Raw genomic sequence first — 21,029 nt, 5'->3', positions numbered from 1 at the left:
TGGACCGTCCGAAGATGTCTTAAACCGCTGGCAGCACTTACCCAATGGTCGGTGTCGCCGCTTGCTCCATATCGCCGTGGGCCTAAGCGAGGCCTCGCTTCAGGGCTGCTGCAACAGCGGCAACCAGTTCATCCACCTCGGACTCCAGCGTGAGGTAGTGGGTGCAGGCGCGGACGCAGTTGGGCGCTTGCAGAGTACGTAAAAACACGCCCTGGGTTTCTAACTCATCTACCAATCGCTTGTGCCAGGTTGGGGAAGGTTCACCGTTTTCTAGTACCCAAAAGGACACCAAGCCTGAGTCGGGCGGGGTTTGCCGCACCATGCGAAGGTAGGGCAGCTCTTGCAGTTGCGACCACAGCCGCTGGCTGAGTTCTACCAGACGTTGGTAGCGCTGGGAGGCGGTGCCCCACTCGGCCTGGTGGGCGATCGCGGCCCGCAGCCCCGCCAGCAGTGGATAGTTCGAGGTGGCCACCTCATAGCGCTGCCCCGTGGGCTTCCAGCCGGTAGGGTTGGCGGCGGCATCGGTGGTAATCCCGCGCCAGCCAATGAAAGTAGGCGCCATGTGTTCCATCGCCGACGGGCGCACGTACAGCCCACCTAAGCCCGCCGGACCGCACAACCACTTGTGGCCGGTAAAAGCATAGAAATCGACTCCCAGGGTAGGCAAGTCCAGGGGCAGGGACCCAACGGACTGGGCGGCGTCTACCAGCACTAAAACAGGATTGGGGCGATAGCGGCAGGCCTCGACAATCGTCTCCAGAGGCAGCACCTGGCCCGTATTCCAAAAAATATGGCTGATCACGAGCATTCGGGTGTTGGGTTGCAGGTGCTGGGCCACCACCGCCGCTGGGTCGCCGCCGTTAACGGTTTCGAGCAACGGGCAAAAGCTGTAGGCAACCCCAAAGCGGCGACAAATTTCCTGCACCGCCGCGATCACGCCGGGATGTTCGCAGTCCGACAGCAGCACATGATCCCCGCTCTTCCAGGCCAAGCCCCAGAGAGGAATGTTGCAGCCCACGGTGACATCTTCGGTGAGGGCGATCGTATCGGCGGTAGTACCCAGTTCGGCGGCGATCGCCGCGCGGGTTTGAGCCGCCTCGGCCATCACCCACTGGTTGGCCGCCCCCGAAAATGGCCCTAGCGCCTGTACCCGCTGATAGGCCGCCAGGATGGCGTCTAGCGTAGTTTGGGCCATTGGCCCCTGGCCGCCGTAGTTAAAGTACTGCTTGCCCACCAGGGCGGGAAACTGCTGGCGATGGGCCACCAGGCTGTCGGATAGTGAAGAATCAATCACGTCAAGTCGATGGGGTAGGGTTTGCTTCAACCCTATACCACCGGGGCCAGTTAGCGATCGCCCCCCGGCCCGCAAAACCCCGCCCGCAAAACCCCAATAGGGTATAACATGCTAAGGGTGAGCATAGGTACTGTAGATCGGACCATCAGGCTTGACGCCAGCATGAACGGTAACTGGGTTCAACACCACACAGTTCACCATCAGCGATCGCGATCGCTGACTTTCGCTGCCAGAAACTTCATCCACAGCCAGGGCAGCCTCGTTCCGTTGCCCGCAGTTCGCCACCAGCAGCATTCTTTTCTGTTCTTTAGCCCCTGCCCTACAACTCGCTTTGTCTGCTAGCTATCCCCTGCCATCGCGTTCGAGTTCAGGGGGTGGCCCGCAAAGCCCCCTGAGGTTGGCCGCTGAGGCATCAACGCCCTCTCAATCGCTCATTCGCTGGCTCACCGACGACGTGCTGTTTCACTACCAGCGCTGTAGCCGGCGGGCTTTTTTAGATCTATACGGCGATCGCGCTCAGCAAAACCACCCCTCCGACTATCTGCTCAAGCTGCGCCAGGACAGCCTCACCCACCGCGAACGGGTGCTCGAAGACTACTATCCCCTCTACCGTCCCGAGTTTCCGTCGGGCGACTGGGCCGCAGGGGCCAAAGCCACCCTAGATCTGATGGCAGAGGGGGTAGAGGCGATTCGGCAGGGGGTGCTAGCCACCCCCTCTGCCGTCGCTGGAGTGCAGCTGGTGAGCCAGCCCGATCTGCTGATCAAGCGGCCCGGCTGGTCCTGCTGGGGCGACTGGGTCTACCTGCCCATCGACATCAAGCTGGGTAAAAAGCCCAAGCTCGACTACCAGATCGTAGCCGCTTACCACGCCTATGTGCTCTCGCGGGTGCAGGGGGTCTGGCCCGAGGCCAGTGGCCTAGCCCTGCGGGGCGGCCAGATGTACACCGTCGATCTAGCGCGGCTGGTGCCTAAGCTGCAAACCGTACTCAACGACTGCCTGATGGATCTGCGATCGCAGGTTGCCCCAGAGCTATTTATCTCCCACAGTCGCTGCGATCTTTGCCACTGGTTAAACCACTGCTACAGCGAGGCAAAGGCCACCCGCCATCTGTCTCTGCTGCCCGGCGTTACCCCCGCTCGCTACGAGTTTCTCAAGCAGCACCACCTGACCACCGTAGCCGCCCTGGCCCAGGCCAGCCCTGCCCACCTGGCGCCGCTGCCGGGCTTTGGGGAGCAAGTGGCCGAAAAGCTGGTGCACCAGGCTCAGGCCCTAGTCGACAACCGCGCCATCCCCCGCAGCGCCCCCTACGCCCCCCCACGGCTTTCCCCTGTGGCCCGAAGATCTGCCCGAAGGCGAGGTCGAACTCTACTTCGATATTGAAGCCGCCCCCGACCAAAACCTGATCTACCTTCACGGCGTGCTGGTGGTCAACCACCGCACGGGCGAAACCAACTTCCACGCCCTGCTGGCCGAAACCCACCGCGAAGAGCGTCGCGCCTGGAATGACTTTCTCGACCTGGTGCACGCCTACCCCTACGCCCCGGTCTACCATTTCTGCCCCTACGAGGCTCAGACCGTGCGCAAATTGGGGCAGTTCTACGGCACTCCCCACCGCCACACCGAGGCCCTGCTCGATCGCTTTTTTGACGTGCACAAGTGCATCACCGACGGCGTTACCCTGCCCATCGAGAGCTATGCCCTCAAGCACATCGCCCGCTGGATGGGCTTCAACTGGCGTGACGAGGGCGCCAACGGCGCCCAATCGATCTGCTGGTACAACGCCTGGAGTGAAACCGGCGATCGCACCTATCTAGACGCCATTCTGCGCTACAACGAAGACGACTGCCGCGCCACTTACCACATTAAAGACTGGCTGGTAAGGTTTGCCGAACCCTACTGGGAAAGACTCTACCAAACCACTGGCTAGGCCTCTGGCCGCCCATTCACCATAGCCCGTTGCGCAACCGACTCGTGGCACAACGGGCCAGCACTACCGAGGCACCGGGCTATGGGCACCTAGAATTTCGGCCAGGCCGGGTACCGCTTCTTCCACATCGCCCTTGACCGACTGGCGCAGCTTATTGTAAGACGATCGCACCAGGCCTTTGTCGGTTTTGGCCACGCGTTGGTCGGTGATCCCCAAAATGACCTCGGCGGTTTGGGTTTGGTTTTGGCTCAGGTGGGCCACCGGATCACCAGCCTGCAAACCCTCGGCCCACATGGGTTCCAAGGCCTTCACTAGCTCTGGCAAAATGCGATAGATAGCCCCCGGAACATAGGTTGCATCGATACCTTTTACCACTCCATAGGCCGCCTTGAGAGCCATGCCGCCCAGGCCGCTCTTGGCGGCCACGTGGCGATCGATCAGTAGGGCGCAGTCATCCACAACTTTTACCTTTACGGCCTGGTCGTTCAAAATATCGCTTAAACCCATAGCCATGACCATCTCAATAACACTTAGTGTACTGACCTAGATTTTCCGCAGTCCGGCAGCTCAATCAGCATTCCCAGCCAGAGATTCGAGATTGCTTAACAAGTCTATAAATTTTGCTCGAGGAATTGGAGCCGCCAGCATTCAGGCTAAAAAGGGCTAAAGAATCGAGCCATGATCGCCACGGGCATGGGCAATCCCCAGTTCAGCCTAGATCAGCTCAGCCAAATCGACGATCCAGGTCTGGCCCTCTACCTCAACGCGATCGCCCGCCATCAGCTTGCGACCGCGCCGGGTTTCAACAGTGCCGTTGACGCTGACCTCGCCATCTTGAATTATTAATTTGGCCTGCCCTCCCGTGCCCACCACCTGCATCTGTTTTAAGAACTGGTCAAGCTTGATGTAGTCCATACTGGCCATAGCGCTATCCGAAGAATTTGTATACAGAGAGCAACAGAAACAGAGCAATAGAAAGTCTTCAACTCCAGAGGCGAATCCACCCCTTACACTCAAATTAGGGCCACTCAGAGGATGGGTGCTTGTATCACTGCCAACCAGCAGACACCAGCAGAGGAGCACGATGTTGAGTAATCACCAACTCCTGCAAGAGCTTAGGCAAAAGCAAGAGCAGCTAGAGCATTTTCGTCGCTCTGCTGGTCAGCCGCTCCAGGCCATGTTAGACCAGTACGATTGGGGTATAGTCATGGGCGCGGGGCACGGAGGTTTATCGCTGGTAACCCTCCGTTTCGATCACCGTATCACCCTTGACGATCCCTTTTTGCTCGCCCTGGCAGAGGCAGCCGAGCGCACTTGGGGACCCATAGATTTTGCCCTCTTCTCCGGTGAATCTCAAGACCCAGTGCGGGTGCTGAGCCGCACCTTGCTCGATCGGCGATGGCGATGGCGGCAGTCCAGTCGTTAGGACAGCCCAAGCCAAATTAGTTGTCAATTATCGCCCCGGCTCAAAAGCTCAGCTTTAGGGCATTCACGGGCACCTCTTCCCAGGTTTTGACAGTGCGAAGCTGGGCTACCCAGCCCTCTGCCTTTTGCTCCTCGGTGAGGTTGTCCTCAAAAGATCGATGACAGGCTCGGGCCTGGGTTTCATCACTACAGGCAATGCAGGAGTAGATAATCCCAGACGGATCAAGTTGTTCGTTGACCCAGATCATGTGCGGTTGTACCTCTAGATTGCATCAGCTGACTCTAGCATTCCTGCTCAGCTCAGGCTCAAGAGGTCGCCATTTGAGGGGTGCCTACGCTCACCACTGTTTGCCGCAGCTCCGCGATCGCCTGCAGCTGGTAATCATTCACTTCCTGCAGCTTAATTACCCCTCCGCTGAGGCTATCTATCGACTGCCTTAGCCCATTGACACTTTCCTGGGCAGGGTTGAGCAGCTCTTCACAGACGGCCAGCTTGCCCACCAGGCCGGCCAGGTCTAGCTGCTGCTGGCGCAGGCCAGCCTCAAAGGTTTCTACCTCTCCGCGCTGGGACGCCAGAGCTGCTTCTGTGCTCTCAATATCCCGCTTGAGCTGGGCAATACCATCGTGGATTTGCTTGACTTCAGCCTCTAAAGCCTGAATGGTATCGGTAGTTTGCTGGCGCTGGGCATCGATGGTATTGAGCAGCGGCTCTAGGTCAACGGCGCTGACCGGCGTTTCTTCTACCGTCAGACCCTGCCGCCGCCGCAGCACCGCCTGGTGCTGGCTCAGCACCTCCTCGCGCTCTAGCAAATTGCGCCGCTGGCCTACTAAAGTTTCATTGAGCATTTGGGAGCGATCTTGCTCTTCCTCAAGCTCAGTCTCTAGTTGGAGGCGCTCGAACTCGTTAGCCTGCTCAATTTTGAGCCTCAGCTCATCCATGGCCTGCTGCTCTAGGGTTAGCTCTTCCTCCTGGTCAGAGACAAAGCGAGACATCTTCTCTAAGTCTTTCTCAAGATCGCCCACCATAGCCTGAAGCTGATCTAGATCCATGGCCTCTAAGGCGGCCACATCGACTTTTTTGCTTAGCCTTACTTTGTCAGTGGTGTTGAGCAGGTCGTAGATTTTTTGATGCAGATTGGCCTGAGCTTGCAGCGTCTCTGACAACGACTGAATCTGATCCTGCTGGGTTTTCACAGCCTGCTGCCGCAGCTTTAAATCTTCGCGCTTGGCCACTAGGCTAGCCTCAGCCTGGCGCCAGTCGGTCCAGCGCTGGGCCAGCTGGGCCAACTGGTGGTCCAACTCTTGCTGGCGCTGCTCTAGTCCCTGACGCTGGTCTTCAAGAGCCTGGCGATAATCGCCTAGCAGTCCCTGGTGATAGTTCAGCCCATCGGTAGCATGGGTGAGGGGATCGCGCAGCGCTTCTATGGGCATCACCGCCTCGGTCAGGCGGTTGAGGGCTCCCTGTAGGGTCGCTACCTGGGCTGGGTCTAAACCAGCGGCGGCACTGCCTTCGGCGCGCTGCTCTTCAAAACGTCGCATTTCACCGTTGAGATGAGCCCAGGCCCCTTCTAGATCGGTATTTTTGCGATTGAGCTCTTCCTGCTGCTGCTCCAGGGTTTGACGCAGCTGCTCTAGCTCCTGGCGCTGGGCATCGAGCTGCTCTAGGTCAACTTCAGCCTGCTCAACTTGCTCCTGGCGCGCCTCTAGCTCCAATTCGCGGCGGTTGAGTTCCTGGCTTTGAAAGGTGAGCGATTGTTTCCACTGCTCAATTTCTTCTTCTTGGGTTTTAGACTTTTTGCTCAGGCTCGAGAAGTTCTGCAAAATGCTGGTCAGGGTGCGGCCAGCCTCGTAATGGCGCTGAATTTGCCGATTGCCGCTGACTTCCACCATCACTAGAGCCCCGGCGTTGTAGGAGGCGTCATCGGGTGCCGTCAGAGTATCTTCCCCAGTTACGGCACTCCAGCTGTGCTCGCTGCGCTGGCAGGCAAGCAGCTTAAACTCGGGCTTGCCGCTGCCAATAAACCCGGTCTTTTTCTGGACTTCTGCTAGGTACAGCACGCTGGTGGTCCTCGTGGCTTAGAACGTCAACTTTTAGAGAATTAGGTCTGATGCAGTAATTTCAAAGCATCGTCGATGCTAGAAATGGGGGCTGGGGCAGCAGGCCAGACTGCCCGCCTGCGTAAACCGTTGAGGCCTAGCTATTGGGCGCAATAAACGGTTACCTAGCCCCGGATTCGTTTCAGAGTCTTAACCGAGAGGTTGAGTTCGTACACATAATCTACTGCCTATCCTAGCCTTACCCCAATGTTCTCGATCAACCTATCGCAAAGCTCTGAACTCAGATAGGAGGCATCGCGTTGCTGCTTGAGCGCCGAGGTGCCCACAGGGCTAACATTTGCGGCCCCAGGGAATTGCGATCGCCCATTGTCCCCGTCGTCCATGGAGAGATATTGAGTGCTGCTGCCAAAGCTACCTGGAATCTTAGCTAATTTTGGCCCGGTAGAACCGCAGATCTGGTCACTAACTAGGGCCAATCGACACCCCTGAAGAAGATATTGTGCTTAGGATTCCCAAAAATTCCTCTGACAAGCAGGCGCTAGGGACCGTCGTCGGTAGATTATCCCCAGGGAAGCACCGTATACTAGGGGCAAGCCTGGGAGCCTTAGACCCGGAGAAGGAACCCCTTTCCAGTGTTAAGCGCACTGTCCAACCTGAGTTTACCTCCCCTCGCGGCGATGCCCATTGGCTCCGTCATCACAGGGTACCCGTTAAAACCACAGGGCCAGGGGGTATGATTTGGTTTCCGGTGAGGGCATGCTGAGTCGAGCTCACACGTTACCTATGACCTGTTCAACCAGGTGCTGTCCCCATCCTTGGGTTGCCTCATGCAGGGTTATCTGTCAGAAATTGATATCAGGAGTATTTTGCAGCTTATTGAGCTAGGACAGCGTACCGGGGAACTGTACCTAGAAAACTACGGCAGCGGCAGCAATCAACCCCTGGGGCACCCCTTCGACGGAGCATTGACAGCACCTGCTCCGCCATCGTGGCTGGTATTTTTAGCCAATGGACAGCTGGTTTACGCCGGTACCACCGACAACAAGCTCGATCGCCTGCAAGACCACCTCCATCGCTACGGTATTGACAAATCTCTGCCCGACCCCAGCACTACCGCTGCGATCGCAGCCTTTAACTCACTTGAATACGGCACTCTGTGGGCGCTTCTAGAGCAGCATCTGATCACGCCTGACCAGGGTCGCACCATTCTGAGCCACATGGTGCACGAAACACTGTTCGACCTGCTGAGCCTGCACCACGGGGCTTTTGTATTCCAGCTCAGCCCAGCCCTCAGCCCTCAGCTCATGACCCACACCATTAGCGACCTAGTGGCGGGAATTACCCAGCAAATTCAGACCTGGCATCAGCTGCATCCCCACCTCCAGTCGCCCGATCAATGTCCCATCCTACTGGCCCCAGAAGCCTTTCAAGCTAGCGTATCGAGCCAGGTCTACCAGCGCATGATCAGCTGGATGGACGGCAAAACCTCAATTCGGCGCATTGCCCGCTACCTCAACCGTGATCTGCTCAGCGTCGCCCGCAGCCTGGTCCCTGCCCTTCAGCAGGGGCAGATCAGCCTAGGGTACAGCCCCGCTGAGGCAGCCCCTGCCCCCAAACTGCAGCGCCCTGGGCCAGACCGCCTGCCCCGCATTGTCTGCGTAGACGACAGCACCACCGTTCGTCAGGCCGTAGAGCGCATTCTCGATGGTCAAGGCTACGAAGCCACCTCTATTGGCAACCCCCTAAAGGCCCTGGGGCTATTGTTTCAGCTTCAGCCCAACCTGATTCTCTGCGACATCACAATGCCTGAGCTCGACGGCTACGAGCTATGCGCCATGCTCAGGCACTCCAGCGCCTTTCGCCAGACGCCCATTGTCATGCTAACGGGCAAAGACGGCTTCTTAGATCGGGTCAAGGCCAGAATGGTAGGAGCCACCGACTACCTAACCAAACCTTTTGGCCCAGGCGAGCTGCTAGCCCTAGTCGAAAAATACGTTGGCCCAGGCGATCTCAACCGCCCCCGTCCCGAAACGCTTCTGGCCGAAGCCATCGAAGACGAATTTGACATTGACTTCAGCCAAACCTCCCTACCCCGGTGATATACCCCCAGTAACATTCCTTAGTCTAGGCAGGGTTTTTGCATCAATTCCGATAAGATTCGCCATAATCTAAACAATCGGGTTGGTTAATTTATCTGAACCGACGGCATCTATTGCGTTTGAGGGTACTTTAAAGTCACGGGTTTGGAGATTCTGAAATCTGCTTGTTTAGTGCAGCCAGTCTACGCTCTAAGCCTTTGACACCGGGTAGTAGCCAAGCCTTACATGCCGGTTTATCTCTGGCCATTCACTCGGCCTTTTTGAATCAACCTATGAGCACAGTTCTGGTGGTAGAAGACAGCGTTCCTCAGCGGGAAATGATTACCGAGCTACTGCGGGGTATTGGCCTCAACGTCACCGTTGCCAGCGACGGCATGGAAGCCCTAGCGCAAATTCAGAGCCAGCGCCCTGACATGGTTGTGCTCGACATTGTCATGCCCCGTATGAACGGCTACGAACTGTGTCGACGCATCAAAGCTGATCCTTTGACCCAAAACGTCCCGGTCGTTATGTGCTCTTCTAAGGGCGAAGAGTTCGATCGCTACTGGGGCATGAAGCAGGGAGCAGACGCTTATATTGCCAAACCGTTTCAGCCAACTGAGCTGGTAGGTACAGTTAAGCAGCTCCTCAGAGCTTAGCGCAGAGGGCAAACGCAACACGAGGGTAACGTAACAACGGTGCTATGGTAGGCAATCCTGATTTTCTCACCCAAACCGGGCAAGACCAAGATCCAGAGCTACAAGAGCTGGAAACACCTGATGGTGAGCTGTTTTTGCGCTTCTTTGTCACCCCTGAAGACGAATTTGCGCTCCCTGCCACCGGTATTCGTCGCATCATTGAACAACCCCCCGATCGCATTACCCCAATTCCTAACGTGTCGAACCTGCTGTTGGGTACGCTGAACGAGCAGGGAAGAGTGGTGTGGGTAGCCGATCTAGGCCAGTTTCTGGGCTATGCGTCGGTGCTCAACACCGATCGCCCCGAGATTTCGGTTATCGCCATTGAAGATCAGGGAACTATGCTAGGCTTGGCCGTTAACCGAATTGTCGGCACCCGATGGCTCAATCCCGACAAAACACGGGTGTCTGACACAAGTCCAGATACGATGGCCCCATTTTTGCGCGGTGAATGGGTCATCGACGCTGAGGAGCGCAAAACCCTCAGGCTACTCGACCACGTCGCTGTCATTCGCTCAGCCCGCTGGGCCACCTAGGCTCAGCCCATCCTCACCCCCTTAGGACAATTGCACCGGCAGGAGAAGACCATGGCTTCAGGCATCGATTACTCTCAAGCCTATCAAAAGGCAGAAAGAGCCTATGTACAGGGCAACTACCCAGAGGCTGCGGCGGTTATCGATCAGCTTGCTACCGATTATCCCGAAGACCCCAGTGTACTGCTGCTGCGAGGCCACATCTATTGCTATGGCCTGCAACAGTATGAGGTGGCCGCCGCCCAGTACAGCGCGGTGCTTGATCTGACCTCCGAACCGGAGTACGTCGACTACGCCAGCAACGGCCTCGACTACGCCAACCAGTTTGCCTCCGAAACCCCTGTAGGGTATGAGGCCGATACTGGAGACACCTTCTTCGATGCCGGGGCAGCCCTACCCATGGACGCAGCAGGTAGTGAACTTAGCTCAGAGAACGATCTGCATGCTTCGCTGGCGGAAGGTGCCCAGGCGCCTAGCGCCCTGAGCGATCCTTTTGCCGCCGACCCCTTTGCGGCTGATCCCTTCGCCCTGTCCCCTGGGGACACAGGCCCTAGTTTTGGGGCTGACTCCGCAGGCGGTAGCTGGCCGGAGGGTGAAGACGGATTAGACGACATTACCTTTGATGACGACGCCTCTTTTGACTCTTTGGAAGTAGGCCCTGCCGACGATCCCTTCGGAGTTGCCCCTGCAATGCCTGCCGCCGCCTACGGCAGCGTGGGCCTAGCCAACCTGGAGATGGACGAAGACTGGCCTCCCGCCGACGATGGCGGCGACGATATGACCGTATTTGCCCCCGAACCAAATCTGCTGAGCGATGACCTTGACACCGCCAGCGACAACTCTAACGGTGACTACGACGCATATAGCGACAATGGCTATGGTCCAGGGCTAGAGGACAGCGCCCAGCCCAGCAGCAACGTCGATTTTCTGGATGAATTTAGCGATTTTGACGATCTGGGCAACCTGCCTGATTTTGAACTATCTGACAGCTCAGCAGGGTTTACTACCCCATCGGTAGGCACTTCGGGGCTGACATCGACGGACGATAACAGCGGCTATAGCAGCGGCACCTCTGCCTTCGATCTCAGCGAAATGAACGACCAGGCTGTCATTAGCGACGACGATATTTTTAGCATCGCTGGGGCCACCGATAGCCTGCCTATCTTCACCCAAACCGATAGCAACGAAGTCGAAGCGGTCTCTACAGAGCAAGACTGGCTAGGCTTTTTAGACAACGCCCCCCTGCCCACCAAAGAACTGATGGTAGCCCTGGCCGCTGGGGTGGCCTCAGCGTTGGCGGTGGGGATAATCAATTTTGCTGCCTCCACCCTACAGCCGGGGCGAGCTATGCCCAAGGCAGTGCATGCCGCAATGGCCCTAGCGGGTGGGGTGGCAGGATTTGGCGCGGCGCTGGGGGCAGGGCATCTGGCCCACCGTCAGGTAAGACGAAGCGTCGACGATTTGCAGCACCAGTTTGATACCGTAATTCACGGCAACTTGTCGGCCCGGGCTACGGTTTTCACCGAAGACGAGTTTGGCCGCCTAGCCAGTAGCTTTAACAAGATGTCGCGGGTGATTTTAACCACCACCAGCGAGGCCCAGCGCAAGGCCCAGGAACAAGAACAGGCGAAAGAAGACTTGCAGCGCCAGGTGATTCGCCTGCTTGACGATGTGGAAGGGGCGGCGCGGGGCGATCTGACCGTGCAGGCGGAGGTGACCGCTGACGTATTGGGAGCCGTAGCCGACTCGTTTAACCTGACCATTCAAAACCTGCGCGAGATTGTGGAGCAGGTCAGCGTTGCCGCCCGCCAGGTGAGCAAGGGATCGACCGAAAACGAAATTTTTGCCCGCAGCCTGTCGGCAGACGCCCTGCGTCAGGCGGAGGAGCTAGCGGTGACGCTAAACTCAGTGCAGGTGATGACCGACTCTATTCAGCGGGTGGCCGAGAGCGCCCGAGAAGCGGAGGAGGTAGCCCGTTCGGCGTCGTCTACCGCCCTCAAGGGAGGTGAGTCGGTAGAGCGCACGGTGGCAGGCATTTTGGAGATTCGCGAAACGGTGGCGGAAACCACCCGTAAGGTGAAGCGTCTGGCCGAGTCTTCCCAGGAAATTTCAAAAATTGTGGCGTTGATTTCGCAGATTGCCTCGCGCACCAACCTGCTGGCCCTTAACGCCAGTATTGAGGCAGCCCGGGCCGGGGAGGCGGGGCGCGGCTTCGCGATTGTGGCCGACGAGGTGCGACAGCTAGCTGACCGGGCCGCCAAGGCATCGAAGGAAATTGAGCAGATTGTGCTGCAAATTCAGAGTGAGACGGGCGGTGTGATGACGGCGATGGAGGAGGGCACCCAGCAGGTGATTGAGGGGACTCGCCTGGCGGAGCAGGCCAAGCGATCGCTAGAAGACATCATTCAGGTGTCCAATCGCATTGACGTGCTGGTGCGATCGATTACAGCTGACACCGTGGAGCAAACCGAAACCTCCCGCGCGGTGGCCCAGGTTATGCAGTCGGTGGAACTGACCGCCCAGGAGACTTCCCAGGAGGCCCAGCGGGTGTCGGGATCGCTGCAAAACCTGGTGGGGGTAGCCCGCGACCTGCTGACCTCGGTAGAACGTTTTAAGGTGGATAAATCGGAAAGCTAGGTGCAATTCAGCCCAACGGGAGTGAGCCAGTCAAGGTAGAAAAGCATTCAGAGGGAAATCGACATGCTGCCTGAAGATCAAAAACGAATCTTGGGGTATTTCATCGAAGAAGCCAAGGATCACCTCAACACCATCGAGCAGGGGTTGTTAAACCTAGCGGCTACCGTCGGCGACTCTGAGATGATGAACGAGGTTTTTCGGGCAGCTCACTCGGTCAAGGGGGGGGCAGCGATGCTGGGGCTGAACAGTATTCAACGCACCAGCCACCGCATGGAAGACTTCTTTAAGGTGATGAAAGAGTCGACTGTGCGACCCGATCGCGATCTGGAGACCATGCTGCTGCAAATTTTTGACGGGCTGCAGGAGCAGCTAGAGCAGTTGCAAAGCCCCTTTGGTCTGACCAACGACCAGGCCCAAGAAATTATGGCCCCGCTGGAGCCAATTTTTGTGCAGGCGGAGGCTCATCTGAATGCGCTGGTGGTCGACGCCCCTGCTCCCACTCCGGCTACCCCAGCCCCTCGTCCAGCCGCCGTGGCTACCGCCGCCCACCCCGAAACCAGTGCGCTACAGCTGGTGTTTCGGAGCGATATTCCGGCGCTGCTGCGGGACATGCTGGCCACCTTTAAGCAGGCCGACAACAGCGCTTCTCGCCAGGCGCTCGGTCGCCTCTGCCAGCGGCTATACAGCATTGGCGAGCAGTTTGAGCTGGCTCAGTGGTGTGCCCTGGTCCAGGTGGTTGAGGGGGCGATCGCAAACCCCAATCAGACCTATCGCACCCTTGCACCGGTAGTGATTAGAGATTTGAAGCAGGCCCAAGATCAGATGCTAGCAGGGGCGATCGGTCAGGTAGGGGCTTCCGCAGCCCTAGAAGCCCTGCTGCCGGTTGCAGTAGCCAGCCAGCCAGCCTTAATCAGCGATGACTCCACCCTCGATGCGCTGCTGGCCGAGGCCCTCAATGACAGCTCTGACGAACCGGATTTGGCTGACTTGTTCGCCGCTGCCGAGGAGGGCAGTGACGACGAGCTGGCCCTAGCCGATGCCGACAACTGGCTGGACGATCTAGCCCTGAATACCGCTGATCTGAACCCCTCGGAGAATGTCACTGAAACCGGCCTGGAATCTGTTTTTGGGCCGATCGATCCGCCCCTAACCGTCGAGCCGACTGTGCCCCAGGCGTCATCTGGAAGCATTGGGCCAGAGGTAGGAGCAGCGGAACTCAACAGCCTCGCCGACCTGTTTGAGGGATCGCCTGACAGTCTGGCAGACCTCTGGGAGGAAGAAAGTTTAGGCAATGTTTCCCTAGATGATCTCAACTTCGACGAGGATACAGGCAGTTTAGAGGATGAGTTTGGCGATCTGCTCGTCGCCCGTGGGGCTGACGCGGAGTCTGAGGGCCAACCCCTCGACGATATGGCCAGCCTGTTTGGCTACGACCTCGATGCTAGCCCCGCCGCTGCCACCCCCGGCGACCCAGACTCAGGCGCTGAACCTGCCCCCGTGGGCGAATCTGGCCGGGGAGAAGAGGCCAGCGATTCCCTGGCAGACTGGCTCACTGAGGGTGACGGCCCCCTGGCAGAAGCCGCCAGCCCAGAAGACGCCGCTGACCCGCTAGCCGACTTGCTCAACGATGAGCCTGTACCCGCATCGAGCGCAGGACTCGATGCGGGTACAGACGACACCTTTGACGACAACTTTTTTGACCTAGATGGCTCGGCCAGTGCTGACGTCACCAGCACAGCCGACGAGGTCGACAGCTTCTTTGAGAATCTTCTCGATGGCGATTTCATTGAGGACGACGATGCCCATACGATGCCCGAGTTCAGTCTCGACCTGGAGGCGACCGACGCTGATGGGGTTTCACCTGGCAATAACCTGTTTCCCCTCTCGGATTCTAGTTTTGGCGAATCCGATCAGCTTAATTTGAGCGATCAGCAGAGCGCCGATGCACCTCTGTTTTTTGGGTCAGCAGATGACCTAGACGAAGACCCATTCGGGGATTTGGTACTGGAGGACAGCGGATTAGATGGATCTACCCGCGACACTGACGCGGCGGCGGAAGCAGACCTGACCCAGGCCGACGTTACCTTTTCTCCCCCCGCCCAGGATCAGGCCAGTGGACCTGAGGCTGAGGCAGCGGACTCCGAAATTGAACCTGAAGCGGCGGTGAGTCCTGGAGACGCTGACTTTGGCGATTTAGAGGATCTGCTGGACGACTCCGAGGCTTTCGGCATCTCTGGAAGCGACGAGAATGGATTTGTCGGCTTTGCCCAGGGCGACCTGAATGGCGATCGCAACGGGGCCAGCTCAGAACCAGATCACTCCAATTCAGATCACTCCAACGCAGAGCACGATGATTTCGACGATCTAGATGCGCTGCTGGACGATGGGCCATCCGACACCCGATCGGCGGCGATCGGGGCAACCGATACGGGTGCCGTTGGAGCAGCGGGTTCCCCAGGCAGCGGGGACGACGAATCTAACGAGTTAGACAAATTGCTGGAGGGTTACAAAGGGCTTCGAGCCACAGAATTCCAGAGTGACGACGAGTTTGACGATTTAGAAAAACTGCTGGAGGAAGCCGATCAGCTGGGGGGTTCGGCCCCCACCCTGGGAAATCGCCGCACCGTCTCAATGCCGGCGACGAGGCGATCGCCCCGGCGAGCCAGCGGTGGGACTGACCAAACCATGCGAGTTTCGGTCAATCACCTCGATAACCTTAGCAATCTGGTCGGGGAACTGGTGGTCAACCGCAACTCCCTAGAGCAAGACCAGGAGCGGCTGCGGCAGTTCCTCGACAACCTGCTGAACCAGGTGTCTCAGCTCAACGATGTGGGGCAGCGCATGCGCGATCTCTACGAGCGATCGCTGCTGGAAAGCTCCCTGATTGCCAACCGTCAGGCCTTTGCCCTCGGGGTTTCCTCCTCGGACAGGGGGGGCAGCAGCCACGCCACCGGGGCCACCTTCGACGCCCTGGAAATGGACCGCTTTACCGGCTTCCACACTCTCTCCCAGGAGATGATCGAGCTGATTGTCCGGGTGCGGGAGGCATCCTCTGACATTGAGTTCACCATTGACTCCACCGACCAGATTGCCCGCCAGTTTCGCCAGGTGACCACTCAGCTGCAAGAGGGCCTCAACAAAGCCCGCATGGTGCCCTTTGGCCAAACCGCCGACCGCCTGCCCCGAGCGGTACGCGACATTTCGCTTCAGTGCGGCAAAGAGGCTCAGCTTGTGGTCGAGGGGCGCGACACCCTGATCGACAAAATGATTCTGGAGCGCCTCTACGACCCCATGACGCACCTGGTCAACAACGCCATTACCCACGGCATTGAATCGCCGGAGGAGCGCCTGGCCAGCGGCAAAGGGCGGGAGGGCACGATTACCGTGCGGGCCTTTTACCAGGGTAACCAGACCGTCATCTACATCGCCGACAACGGCGGCGGCATCAACCCGGCGGTGGTCAAGGCCAAAGCCCTGAAGCAGGGGCTGATTACCCCCGCTGAAGCCCAAACCATGACCGAGATTGAAGTCTACGATCTGCTGTTCTTGCCGGGCTTTAGCACCCGCGACCAGGCGGACGACTTCTCCGGACGGGGCGTGGGCATGGACGTGGTGCGCACCGCCCTGGCCGATATTCGCGGCTCGATTACCATCGAGTCTGAGGTGGGCAAGGGCACCAGCTTTACCATTCGCCTGCCGCTTACCCTCAGCATTACCAAGGCGCTCAGCTGCGTCAACAACCAGGCCCGCATCGCTTTCCCTATGGACGGGGTCGAAGATATGTTCGACGTGCCCAAGGAGCGGATTCAAACCGACGACCAGGGTCACTCCTGCATTCTCTGGCGCGACACGCTGCTGCCATTCAGGCCCCTGGGCGAACTGCTGCGCTTTAATCGCACCCTGGGGCGGGGCCGGGTCTACGGTGGTCCCCAGGACGAAGACGTGGTCTCCATGGTGGTCTTGCGCAGCGCCAGCACCTTTATCGCCCTACAGGTGGACCAGGTGATTGGCGAACAGGAGATCGTGATTAAGCAGCTGGAGGGGCCGGTGCCCAAGCCCGTCGGCATTGCCGGGGCCACGGTGCTGGGCGATGGGCGCGTCATGCCGATCGCGGACGTACTGGAGCTAATCGATCTGGCCAGCGGCCGCCTGCGCCGAGACGCTTCGACCTCGCTGTGGACTCAGGCGACAGTGGAGGAACCGATCGAGGCGATCGCCCAGAACGACCCGACCGTGCTGATTGTAGACGACTCGATCACGGTGCGCGAGCTGCTGTCGATGAGCTTCAACAAGGTAGGCTACCGAGTAGAGCAGGCCCGCGACGGCCAGGAAGCCTGGGAAAAACTGCGTTCTGGCCTGCCCTGCGACCTGGTCTTCTGCGACATTGAAATGCCCCGCATGGACGGCCTGGAACTGCTCTCTCGCATGCAGAAAGACAGCTCTCTGAGCCAGATTCCTACGGCAATGCTGACCTCTCGTGGAGCCGATCGCCACCGCCAGATGGCCGTTGACCTGGGGGCTAAGGGCTACTTTACCAAGCCCTACCTGGAGGAAATGCTGCTCGATGCGGCCAAGCGCATGCTCAAAGGCGAGAACATGATTCCCCGCCGAATTGCGGAGGGACCCGCATCCTAGAGGCTGGGGAAGGTGCCCAAAAAGCACCCAAACCGGGGACCTCACGCTGGCCGCATGCCGCTCAACCTAGCCAGTTCACTTCAGCCGAGGCGGGCAAAATAGACGCCAAAGGGCGGCAGTTCTAGGGTGTCGTGATAGCTGCGATCGCTAAAGACAGTCTCCCCTATGGGTTCGCAGGGGGGGAGTTCAGAGCGATCGCAGTAGACGGTGGCGGGGCTGAGGTTAAACAGGCACAGCAGCCCCTGCTGCTCGCAGGCGCGCACAAACCCCAGCAGGCGATCGTCGGAGAGGCGCAGCACCCGCATGGTGCCCTGTCTGAGCGCGGGCTGCTGGTTCCGCCAGGAAATCAGCCGTCGGTACTTTTGCAGCAGCGAGTTTGGATCCGCCTCTTGGGCATCTACGGCGTAGGCATAGTGGTCGATAGGGATTGGCAACCACGGCTCTGGGGCGTCGGTAAAGCCAGCGGCAGGGGCGGCCTTGAGCCAGGGCATGGGAGTACGGGAACCGTCTCGCCCCAGCACCTGGGGATACCCCTGCAACCCGAAGGGATCCTGTATTTTTTCGTAGGGGATGTCGGCCTGGGTCAGCCCCAGCTCATCGCCCTGGTAAAGGCAGCAGCACCCCCGCAGGGATAGAAGCAGGGCGGCAAACAGGTGGTCAAAGGCCTCCTGCAAAAAGGCTTCGCTGGGCTGGTACTTGCTCCAGCGACTTTTCAGCCGTGGGAAGTCGTGGGTGCCCGCCGTCCAGCAGATCACGCCGTCGGTGAACAGGGACTCGACCCGCTCGATCAGCTGGGTTAGCCGCTGCACCGTCAGGGGTTCATCGGTCATTAGCGAGGAGTTGTAGGCGGTGTGCAGCCGCTCCTCGCCGCTGACGTAGGCGCTAGAGGTAAGTAGCGCATCCTCGGTGCTGCTGATTTCAGCCAGGGCGATCGCGCCGTAGCGATCGAGCAGCTGACGGATGGACCTCAGCAGCTCCAGGGTAGAGGGCTGATCGAGGTTGTGCAGGTTGAGCTGGTCAAAAAACGGGTCTGACGCCGTAGCCCCCGCCGGGCGAGGCAGATCTGGGGGGCGAGGCGGATTGTCCTGGAGGCGGCGATCGTGGGTAAAAAAGTTCACTACATCCAGGCGAAAGCCGTCGACCCCCAGCTCTAGCCAAAACTTAGCGGTGGCGAGAATCGCCGCCACTACCTCGGGGTTGTACCAGTTCAAGTCGGGCTGGCTGACCAGGAAATTGTGCAAAAAGTACTGCTGTCGCTGGGGTTCCCAGGCCCAGGCACTGCCGCCAAAGGTGGACAGCCAGTTGTTGGGCGGCGTGCCGTCGGGCCTGGGGTCGGCCCACACGTACCAGTCGGCCCGGGCGTTGTCGCGGCTGGCGCGGCTTTCCGCAAACCAGGAATGCTGGTCAGAGGTGTGGTTCCACACCTGGTCAATGAGGACGCGGAGGTTGCGATCGTGGGCCGCCCCGAGCACGGCCTGAAAATCCTCTAAAGTTCCAAAAATAGGATCCACGGCCCGATAGTCGGAAATATCGTAGCCAAAGTCTTTCATCGGCGACTTAAAAAAGGGCGAAATCCACAGGGCATCTACCCCCAAACTGGCTACATAGTCGATGTGGTGCAAAATACCGGGCAGATCGCCAATGCCGTCGCCGTTGCCGTCGGCAAAACTGCGGGGATAGATCTGGTAAATGACGGCACTGCGCCACCAGTCGAGGGAAGAAGGCATAGCTTGGAGTCATAGCAACAAAACAGCGAAGAGCAAAGCGCGCTCTGGGGCTTGGGGGGTAGGCAGCGGCGGACTAATCTTCCGGGGCCTGATGCTCCGGGATTTGAGCCTAGTTGGCGGGGGCTTCGTGCCGTACATCCTTGGCGGTGCCGCTGTTGGCCGGGGGAGTGCTGGGCTGCAAGTTGCCGAAGAAATAGCCGTAGCCCCGCAGGCGCAGCATGTCGCCATTGCGCTTGGCGGCCAGGTTGGCCCCAGAGACGGTCACGCAGGGCAGCATTTCGTCAGGTAGGTCAAAATGGGCCGTGTCGTGGCTCAGATTGAAAATGCACAGCAGCCGCTGCTGGGGCGCCTCGCGAATGAAGGCAAACAGCGGGGCTTCGGCATTGAGAATACGGCAATCGCCCTGCATGAGGGCTGGCTGCTGGCGCCGCCAGTGCAACAGCCGCCGCCAGGTATTGAGCAGCGAGCTAGGATCCTCGGTCTGAGCATCTACGGCCCGCGGGCGGTGGCTCTCGGGAATGGGCAGCCAGGTGCTGGCATGGCTGGAGAATCCGGCACTTACGGCGGTGGCCTGCCAGGGCATGGGGGTGCGCGAGCCATCGCGTCCGACGACATCGGGGTAAAGAGCCTTGCCAAAGGGATCTTGAATCTGGCTCTCGGGGATATCTTCGGGAATGCGGGCCTCGTTGAGACCTAGCTCATCGCCCTGGTAGAGGCAGAGGGCGCCGGACATGGCCACCAGCATCGCCGCCATCTGGTGATAAAAGGTTTCGGGATAGGGGGTGCCCTCGCGATCGCACCCTGTCCAGCGGCTGCGCAGGCGACCGTAGTCGTGGTTGCCGACCATCCAGCAGTTGCCCCCGTTGAGGAAATGCTTTTCAACCTTGGCCAGGGTGTTGCGCATGAGGTCGGCGCTGATGGGTTCTTCGACCAGCAGGGCGCTGTTGTAGGCCAGGTGCGATCGCTGATTGCCCATCACATACTCGCTCGACAGCTGAATCGAGTCTTCGCAGAGGGTGACCTCAGCCAGGGTGACGGTGCTGGGGTATTGGTCGATGAGCTCGCGCACCGGCCTCAGCACCTCCAGCGCCTCAGGCCGACAAAAGCTGTTTTCAAACATCAGCTTGGCCATCGGGTTTTTAGGGTCGATGCCGTCGGGATGGGGAGCATCCTCGGGGCGCACTGGTTCATCTCGCAGTTCCGGATCGTGCAGAAAGAAATTGGGCGCATCGATGCGAAAGCCATCAACGCCCCGGTCTAGCCAAAACTTAGCCCGCTGCAAAATGGCTTCCACCACGTCAGGATTGCTCCAGTTGAGCTTGGGCTGGCTGCGCAGAAAGTGAAAGAGGAAATACTGCTCGCGCTGGGGTTCCCAGGCCCAGGCCGAATCACCGTTGAAGGCCGACAGCCAGTTGTTGGGCGGCGATCCGTCGGGTTTGGGGTCGGCCCACACGTACCAGTCGGCCTTGGGGTTGCTGCGGTCTTTGCTGCTTTCTAAAAACCAGAAGTGGCGATCTGAGGTGTGCCCCCATACCTGATCGACAATCATCCGCAGGCCGCGGGCGTGGGTGAGCGCCAGCAGTTTGTCGAAGACGGACAGATCGCCAATGACCGGGTCAATATCGAGCATGTCGGTGATGTCGTAGCCCAAATCATCCATGGGCGACTCGTAGATCGGGGTCAGCCAAATGGCATCGACGCCCAGCGCCGCAATGTAGTCTAGCTTGTCGATAATGCCGTTGAGATTGCCGCGGCCATCGCCATCGGTGTCTAGAAAACTCCAGGGCACAATTTGATAAATAACGGCGTTCTGCCACCATTCAACGGTTTGCATGGGGTGGTTCCTTAGTAACGCGGGTTCTATTATTCTCGGCAGGAGAGTTTTGGAGAGTATCCGCCAGAGGGGGGAAAGGCCCTGACCCAGCAATCTCTCAGGCGAAGGGAATGGCGGCAGGCCAAAAAGCCCGCCAGCGCCCAGAGTCGATGGCGATCGCCCGGCCAGACCGCCGCCGTTCA

General features: G+C 59.0%; 16 protein-coding genes. 8 read left to right on the top strand and 8 right to left on the bottom strand.

What is annotated here, in order from left to right:
• Nucleotides 1-82: 82 nt before the first annotated feature.
• Nucleotides 83-1,294: an aminotransferase class V-fold PLP-dependent enzyme gene (locus LEPTO7104_RS0114225; protein ID WP_225886983.1), complete on the bottom strand. Its 1,212-nt coding sequence runs from the start codon at nt 1,292-1,294 to the stop codon at nt 83-85.
• 111 nt (nt 1,295-1,405) lie between these two features.
• Nucleotides 1,406-1,540: a hypothetical protein gene (locus tag LEPTO7104_RS42365; protein ID WP_264308364.1), complete on the bottom strand. Its 135-nt coding sequence runs from the start codon at nt 1,538-1,540 to the stop codon at nt 1,406-1,408.
• A gap of 151 nt (nt 1,541-1,691) precedes the next feature.
• Here LEPTO7104_RS42365 and LEPTO7104_RS42360 point away from each other — a divergent pair, with 151 nt between their 5' ends.
• Nucleotides 1,692-2,675 (top strand): TM0106 family RecB-like putative nuclease, encoded by a 984-nt coding sequence (locus tag LEPTO7104_RS42360; RefSeq protein WP_264308362.1) that lies wholly within the window; start codon nt 1,692-1,694, stop codon nt 2,673-2,675.
• Nucleotides 2,623-3,222, top strand: a complete 600-nt coding sequence (locus LEPTO7104_RS42355; protein ID WP_340627243.1) for a TM0106 family RecB-like putative nuclease — start codon at nt 2,623-2,625, stop codon at nt 3,220-3,222. Before LEPTO7104_RS42360 ends, LEPTO7104_RS42355 begins: the two co-directional genes overlap by 53 nt.
• A 63-nt stretch (nt 3,223-3,285) precedes the next feature.
• Here the strand turns inward: LEPTO7104_RS42355 and LEPTO7104_RS0114210 are convergent, their stop codons facing one another.
• Both LEPTO7104_RS0114210 and LEPTO7104_RS0114205 read right to left on the bottom strand, forming a co-directional pair.
• On the bottom strand, nt 3,286-3,735 hold the full coding sequence (locus tag LEPTO7104_RS0114210; RefSeq protein WP_264308361.1) for a DUF6918 family protein: 450 nt from the start codon (nt 3,733-3,735) through the stop codon (nt 3,286-3,288).
• A gap of 201 nt (nt 3,736-3,936) precedes the next feature.
• A complete protein-coding gene (locus LEPTO7104_RS0114205; protein ID WP_017299249.1) occupies nt 3,937-4,146 on the bottom strand; it encodes an RNA-binding S4 domain-containing protein in 210 nt (69 codons plus the stop codon).
• A gap of 160 nt (nt 4,147-4,306) precedes the next feature.
• Here LEPTO7104_RS0114205 and LEPTO7104_RS0114200 point away from each other — a divergent pair, with 160 nt between their 5' ends.
• Nucleotides 4,307-4,648 carry a hypothetical protein gene (locus LEPTO7104_RS0114200; RefSeq protein WP_017299248.1) on the top strand — a complete coding sequence of 114 codons (342 nt, stop codon included), beginning with the start codon at nt 4,307-4,309 and terminating at the stop codon, nt 4,646-4,648.
• 40 nt (nt 4,649-4,688) lie between these two features.
• On the opposite strand, the gene LEPTO7104_RS0114195 is transcribed toward LEPTO7104_RS0114200, so the two are convergent.
• Together LEPTO7104_RS0114195 and hmpF are read right to left on the bottom strand one after the other, a co-directional pair.
• Entirely contained in the window at nt 4,689-4,895 is a 207-nt protein-coding gene (locus LEPTO7104_RS0114195) for a hypothetical protein (RefSeq protein ID WP_017299247.1), read from the bottom strand.
• A gap of 58 nt (nt 4,896-4,953) precedes the next feature.
• Entirely contained in the window at nt 4,954-6,705 is a 1,752-nt protein-coding gene (hmpF, locus tag LEPTO7104_RS0114190; RefSeq protein WP_017299246.1) for a pilus motility taxis protein HmpF, read from the bottom strand.
• 827 nt (nt 6,706-7,532) lie between these two features.
• Between hmpF and LEPTO7104_RS0114175 the strand changes: the two genes are divergently transcribed.
• From LEPTO7104_RS0114175 to LEPTO7104_RS0114155, 5 genes are all read left to right on the top strand, one after another.
• Nucleotides 7,533-8,804: a response regulator gene (locus tag LEPTO7104_RS0114175; RefSeq protein ID WP_017299243.1), complete on the top strand. Its 1,272-nt coding sequence runs from the start codon at nt 7,533-7,535 to the stop codon at nt 8,802-8,804.
• Nucleotides 8,805-9,076: 272 nt separating this feature from the next.
• Entirely contained in the window at nt 9,077-9,442 is a 366-nt protein-coding gene (locus LEPTO7104_RS0114170) for a response regulator transcription factor (protein ID WP_017299242.1), read from the top strand.
• Between the two features lie 44 nt (nt 9,443-9,486).
• Nucleotides 9,487-10,017 carry a chemotaxis protein CheW gene (locus LEPTO7104_RS0114165; protein ID WP_017299241.1) on the top strand — a complete coding sequence of 177 codons (531 nt, stop codon included), beginning with the start codon at nt 9,487-9,489 and terminating at the stop codon, nt 10,015-10,017.
• Nucleotides 10,018-10,068: 51 nt separating this feature from the next.
• Nucleotides 10,069-12,651, top strand: coding sequence for a methyl-accepting chemotaxis protein (locus tag LEPTO7104_RS0114160; RefSeq protein WP_017299240.1), 2,583 nt, complete (start codon nt 10,069-10,071; stop codon nt 12,649-12,651).
• A 63-nt stretch (nt 12,652-12,714) separates the two neighbouring features.
• Nucleotides 12,715-17,286, top strand: a complete 4,572-nt coding sequence (locus LEPTO7104_RS0114155) for a hybrid sensor histidine kinase/response regulator (RefSeq protein ID WP_017299239.1) — start codon at nt 12,715-12,717, stop codon at nt 17,284-17,286.
• 80 nt (nt 17,287-17,366) lie between these two features.
• On the opposite strand, the gene LEPTO7104_RS0114150 is transcribed toward LEPTO7104_RS0114155, so the two are convergent.
• Both LEPTO7104_RS0114150 and LEPTO7104_RS33875 read right to left on the bottom strand, forming a co-directional pair.
• Nucleotides 17,367-19,013: an alpha-glucosidase family protein gene (locus LEPTO7104_RS0114150; protein WP_017299238.1), complete on the bottom strand. Its 1,647-nt coding sequence runs from the start codon at nt 19,011-19,013 to the stop codon at nt 17,367-17,369.
• Between the two features lie 109 nt (nt 19,014-19,122).
• Nucleotides 19,123-20,847, bottom strand: coding sequence for an alpha-glucosidase family protein (locus LEPTO7104_RS33875; RefSeq protein WP_017299237.1), 1,725 nt, complete (start codon nt 20,845-20,847; stop codon nt 19,123-19,125).
• Nucleotides 20,848-21,029: the final 182 nt, after the last annotated feature.

It is taken from the genome of Nodosilinea nodulosa PCC 7104, from assembly GCF_000309385.1.
Classification (GTDB): domain Bacteria; phylum Cyanobacteriota; class Cyanobacteriia; order Phormidesmidales; family Phormidesmidaceae; genus Nodosilinea; species Nodosilinea nodulosa.
Note: the sequence above shows the minus strand (reverse complement) of the source record. Positions and strands in the feature narration are given on the sequence as shown.

Excerpts from the sequence above, each read along its gene's own strand:
- LEPTO7104_RS0114205 (WP_017299249.1), bottom strand. The coding sequence starts at position 4,146 with ATGGCCAGTATGGACTACATCAAGCTTGACCAGTTCTTAAAACAGATG.
- LEPTO7104_RS0114195 (WP_017299247.1), bottom strand. The coding sequence starts at position 4,895 with ATGATCTGGGTCAACGAACAACTTGATCCGTCTGGGATTATCTACTCC.
- LEPTO7104_RS0114160 (WP_017299240.1), top strand. The coding sequence starts at position 10,069 with ATGGCTTCAGGCATCGATTACTCTCAAGCCTATCAAAAGGCAGAAAGA.
- LEPTO7104_RS33875 (WP_017299237.1), bottom strand. The coding sequence starts at position 20,847 with ATGCAAACCGTTGAATGGTGGCAGAACGCCGTTATTTATCAAATTGTG.
- LEPTO7104_RS0114210 (WP_264308361.1), bottom strand. The coding sequence starts at position 3,735 with ATGGCTATGGGTTTAAGCGATATTTTGAACGACCAGGCCGTAAAGGTA.
- LEPTO7104_RS0114165 (WP_017299241.1), top strand. The coding sequence starts at position 9,487 with ATGGTAGGCAATCCTGATTTTCTCACCCAAACCGGGCAAGACCAAGAT.
- LEPTO7104_RS0114170 (WP_017299242.1), top strand. The coding sequence starts at position 9,077 with ATGAGCACAGTTCTGGTGGTAGAAGACAGCGTTCCTCAGCGGGAAATG.
- LEPTO7104_RS0114150 (WP_017299238.1), bottom strand. The coding sequence starts at position 19,013 with ATGCCTTCTTCCCTCGACTGGTGGCGCAGTGCCGTCATTTACCAGATC.
- LEPTO7104_RS0114175 (WP_017299243.1), top strand. The coding sequence starts at position 7,533 with ATGCAGGGTTATCTGTCAGAAATTGATATCAGGAGTATTTTGCAGCTT.
- LEPTO7104_RS0114200 (WP_017299248.1), top strand. The coding sequence starts at position 4,307 with ATGTTGAGTAATCACCAACTCCTGCAAGAGCTTAGGCAAAAGCAAGAG.
- LEPTO7104_RS0114155 (WP_017299239.1), top strand. The coding sequence starts at position 12,715 with ATGCTGCCTGAAGATCAAAAACGAATCTTGGGGTATTTCATCGAAGAA.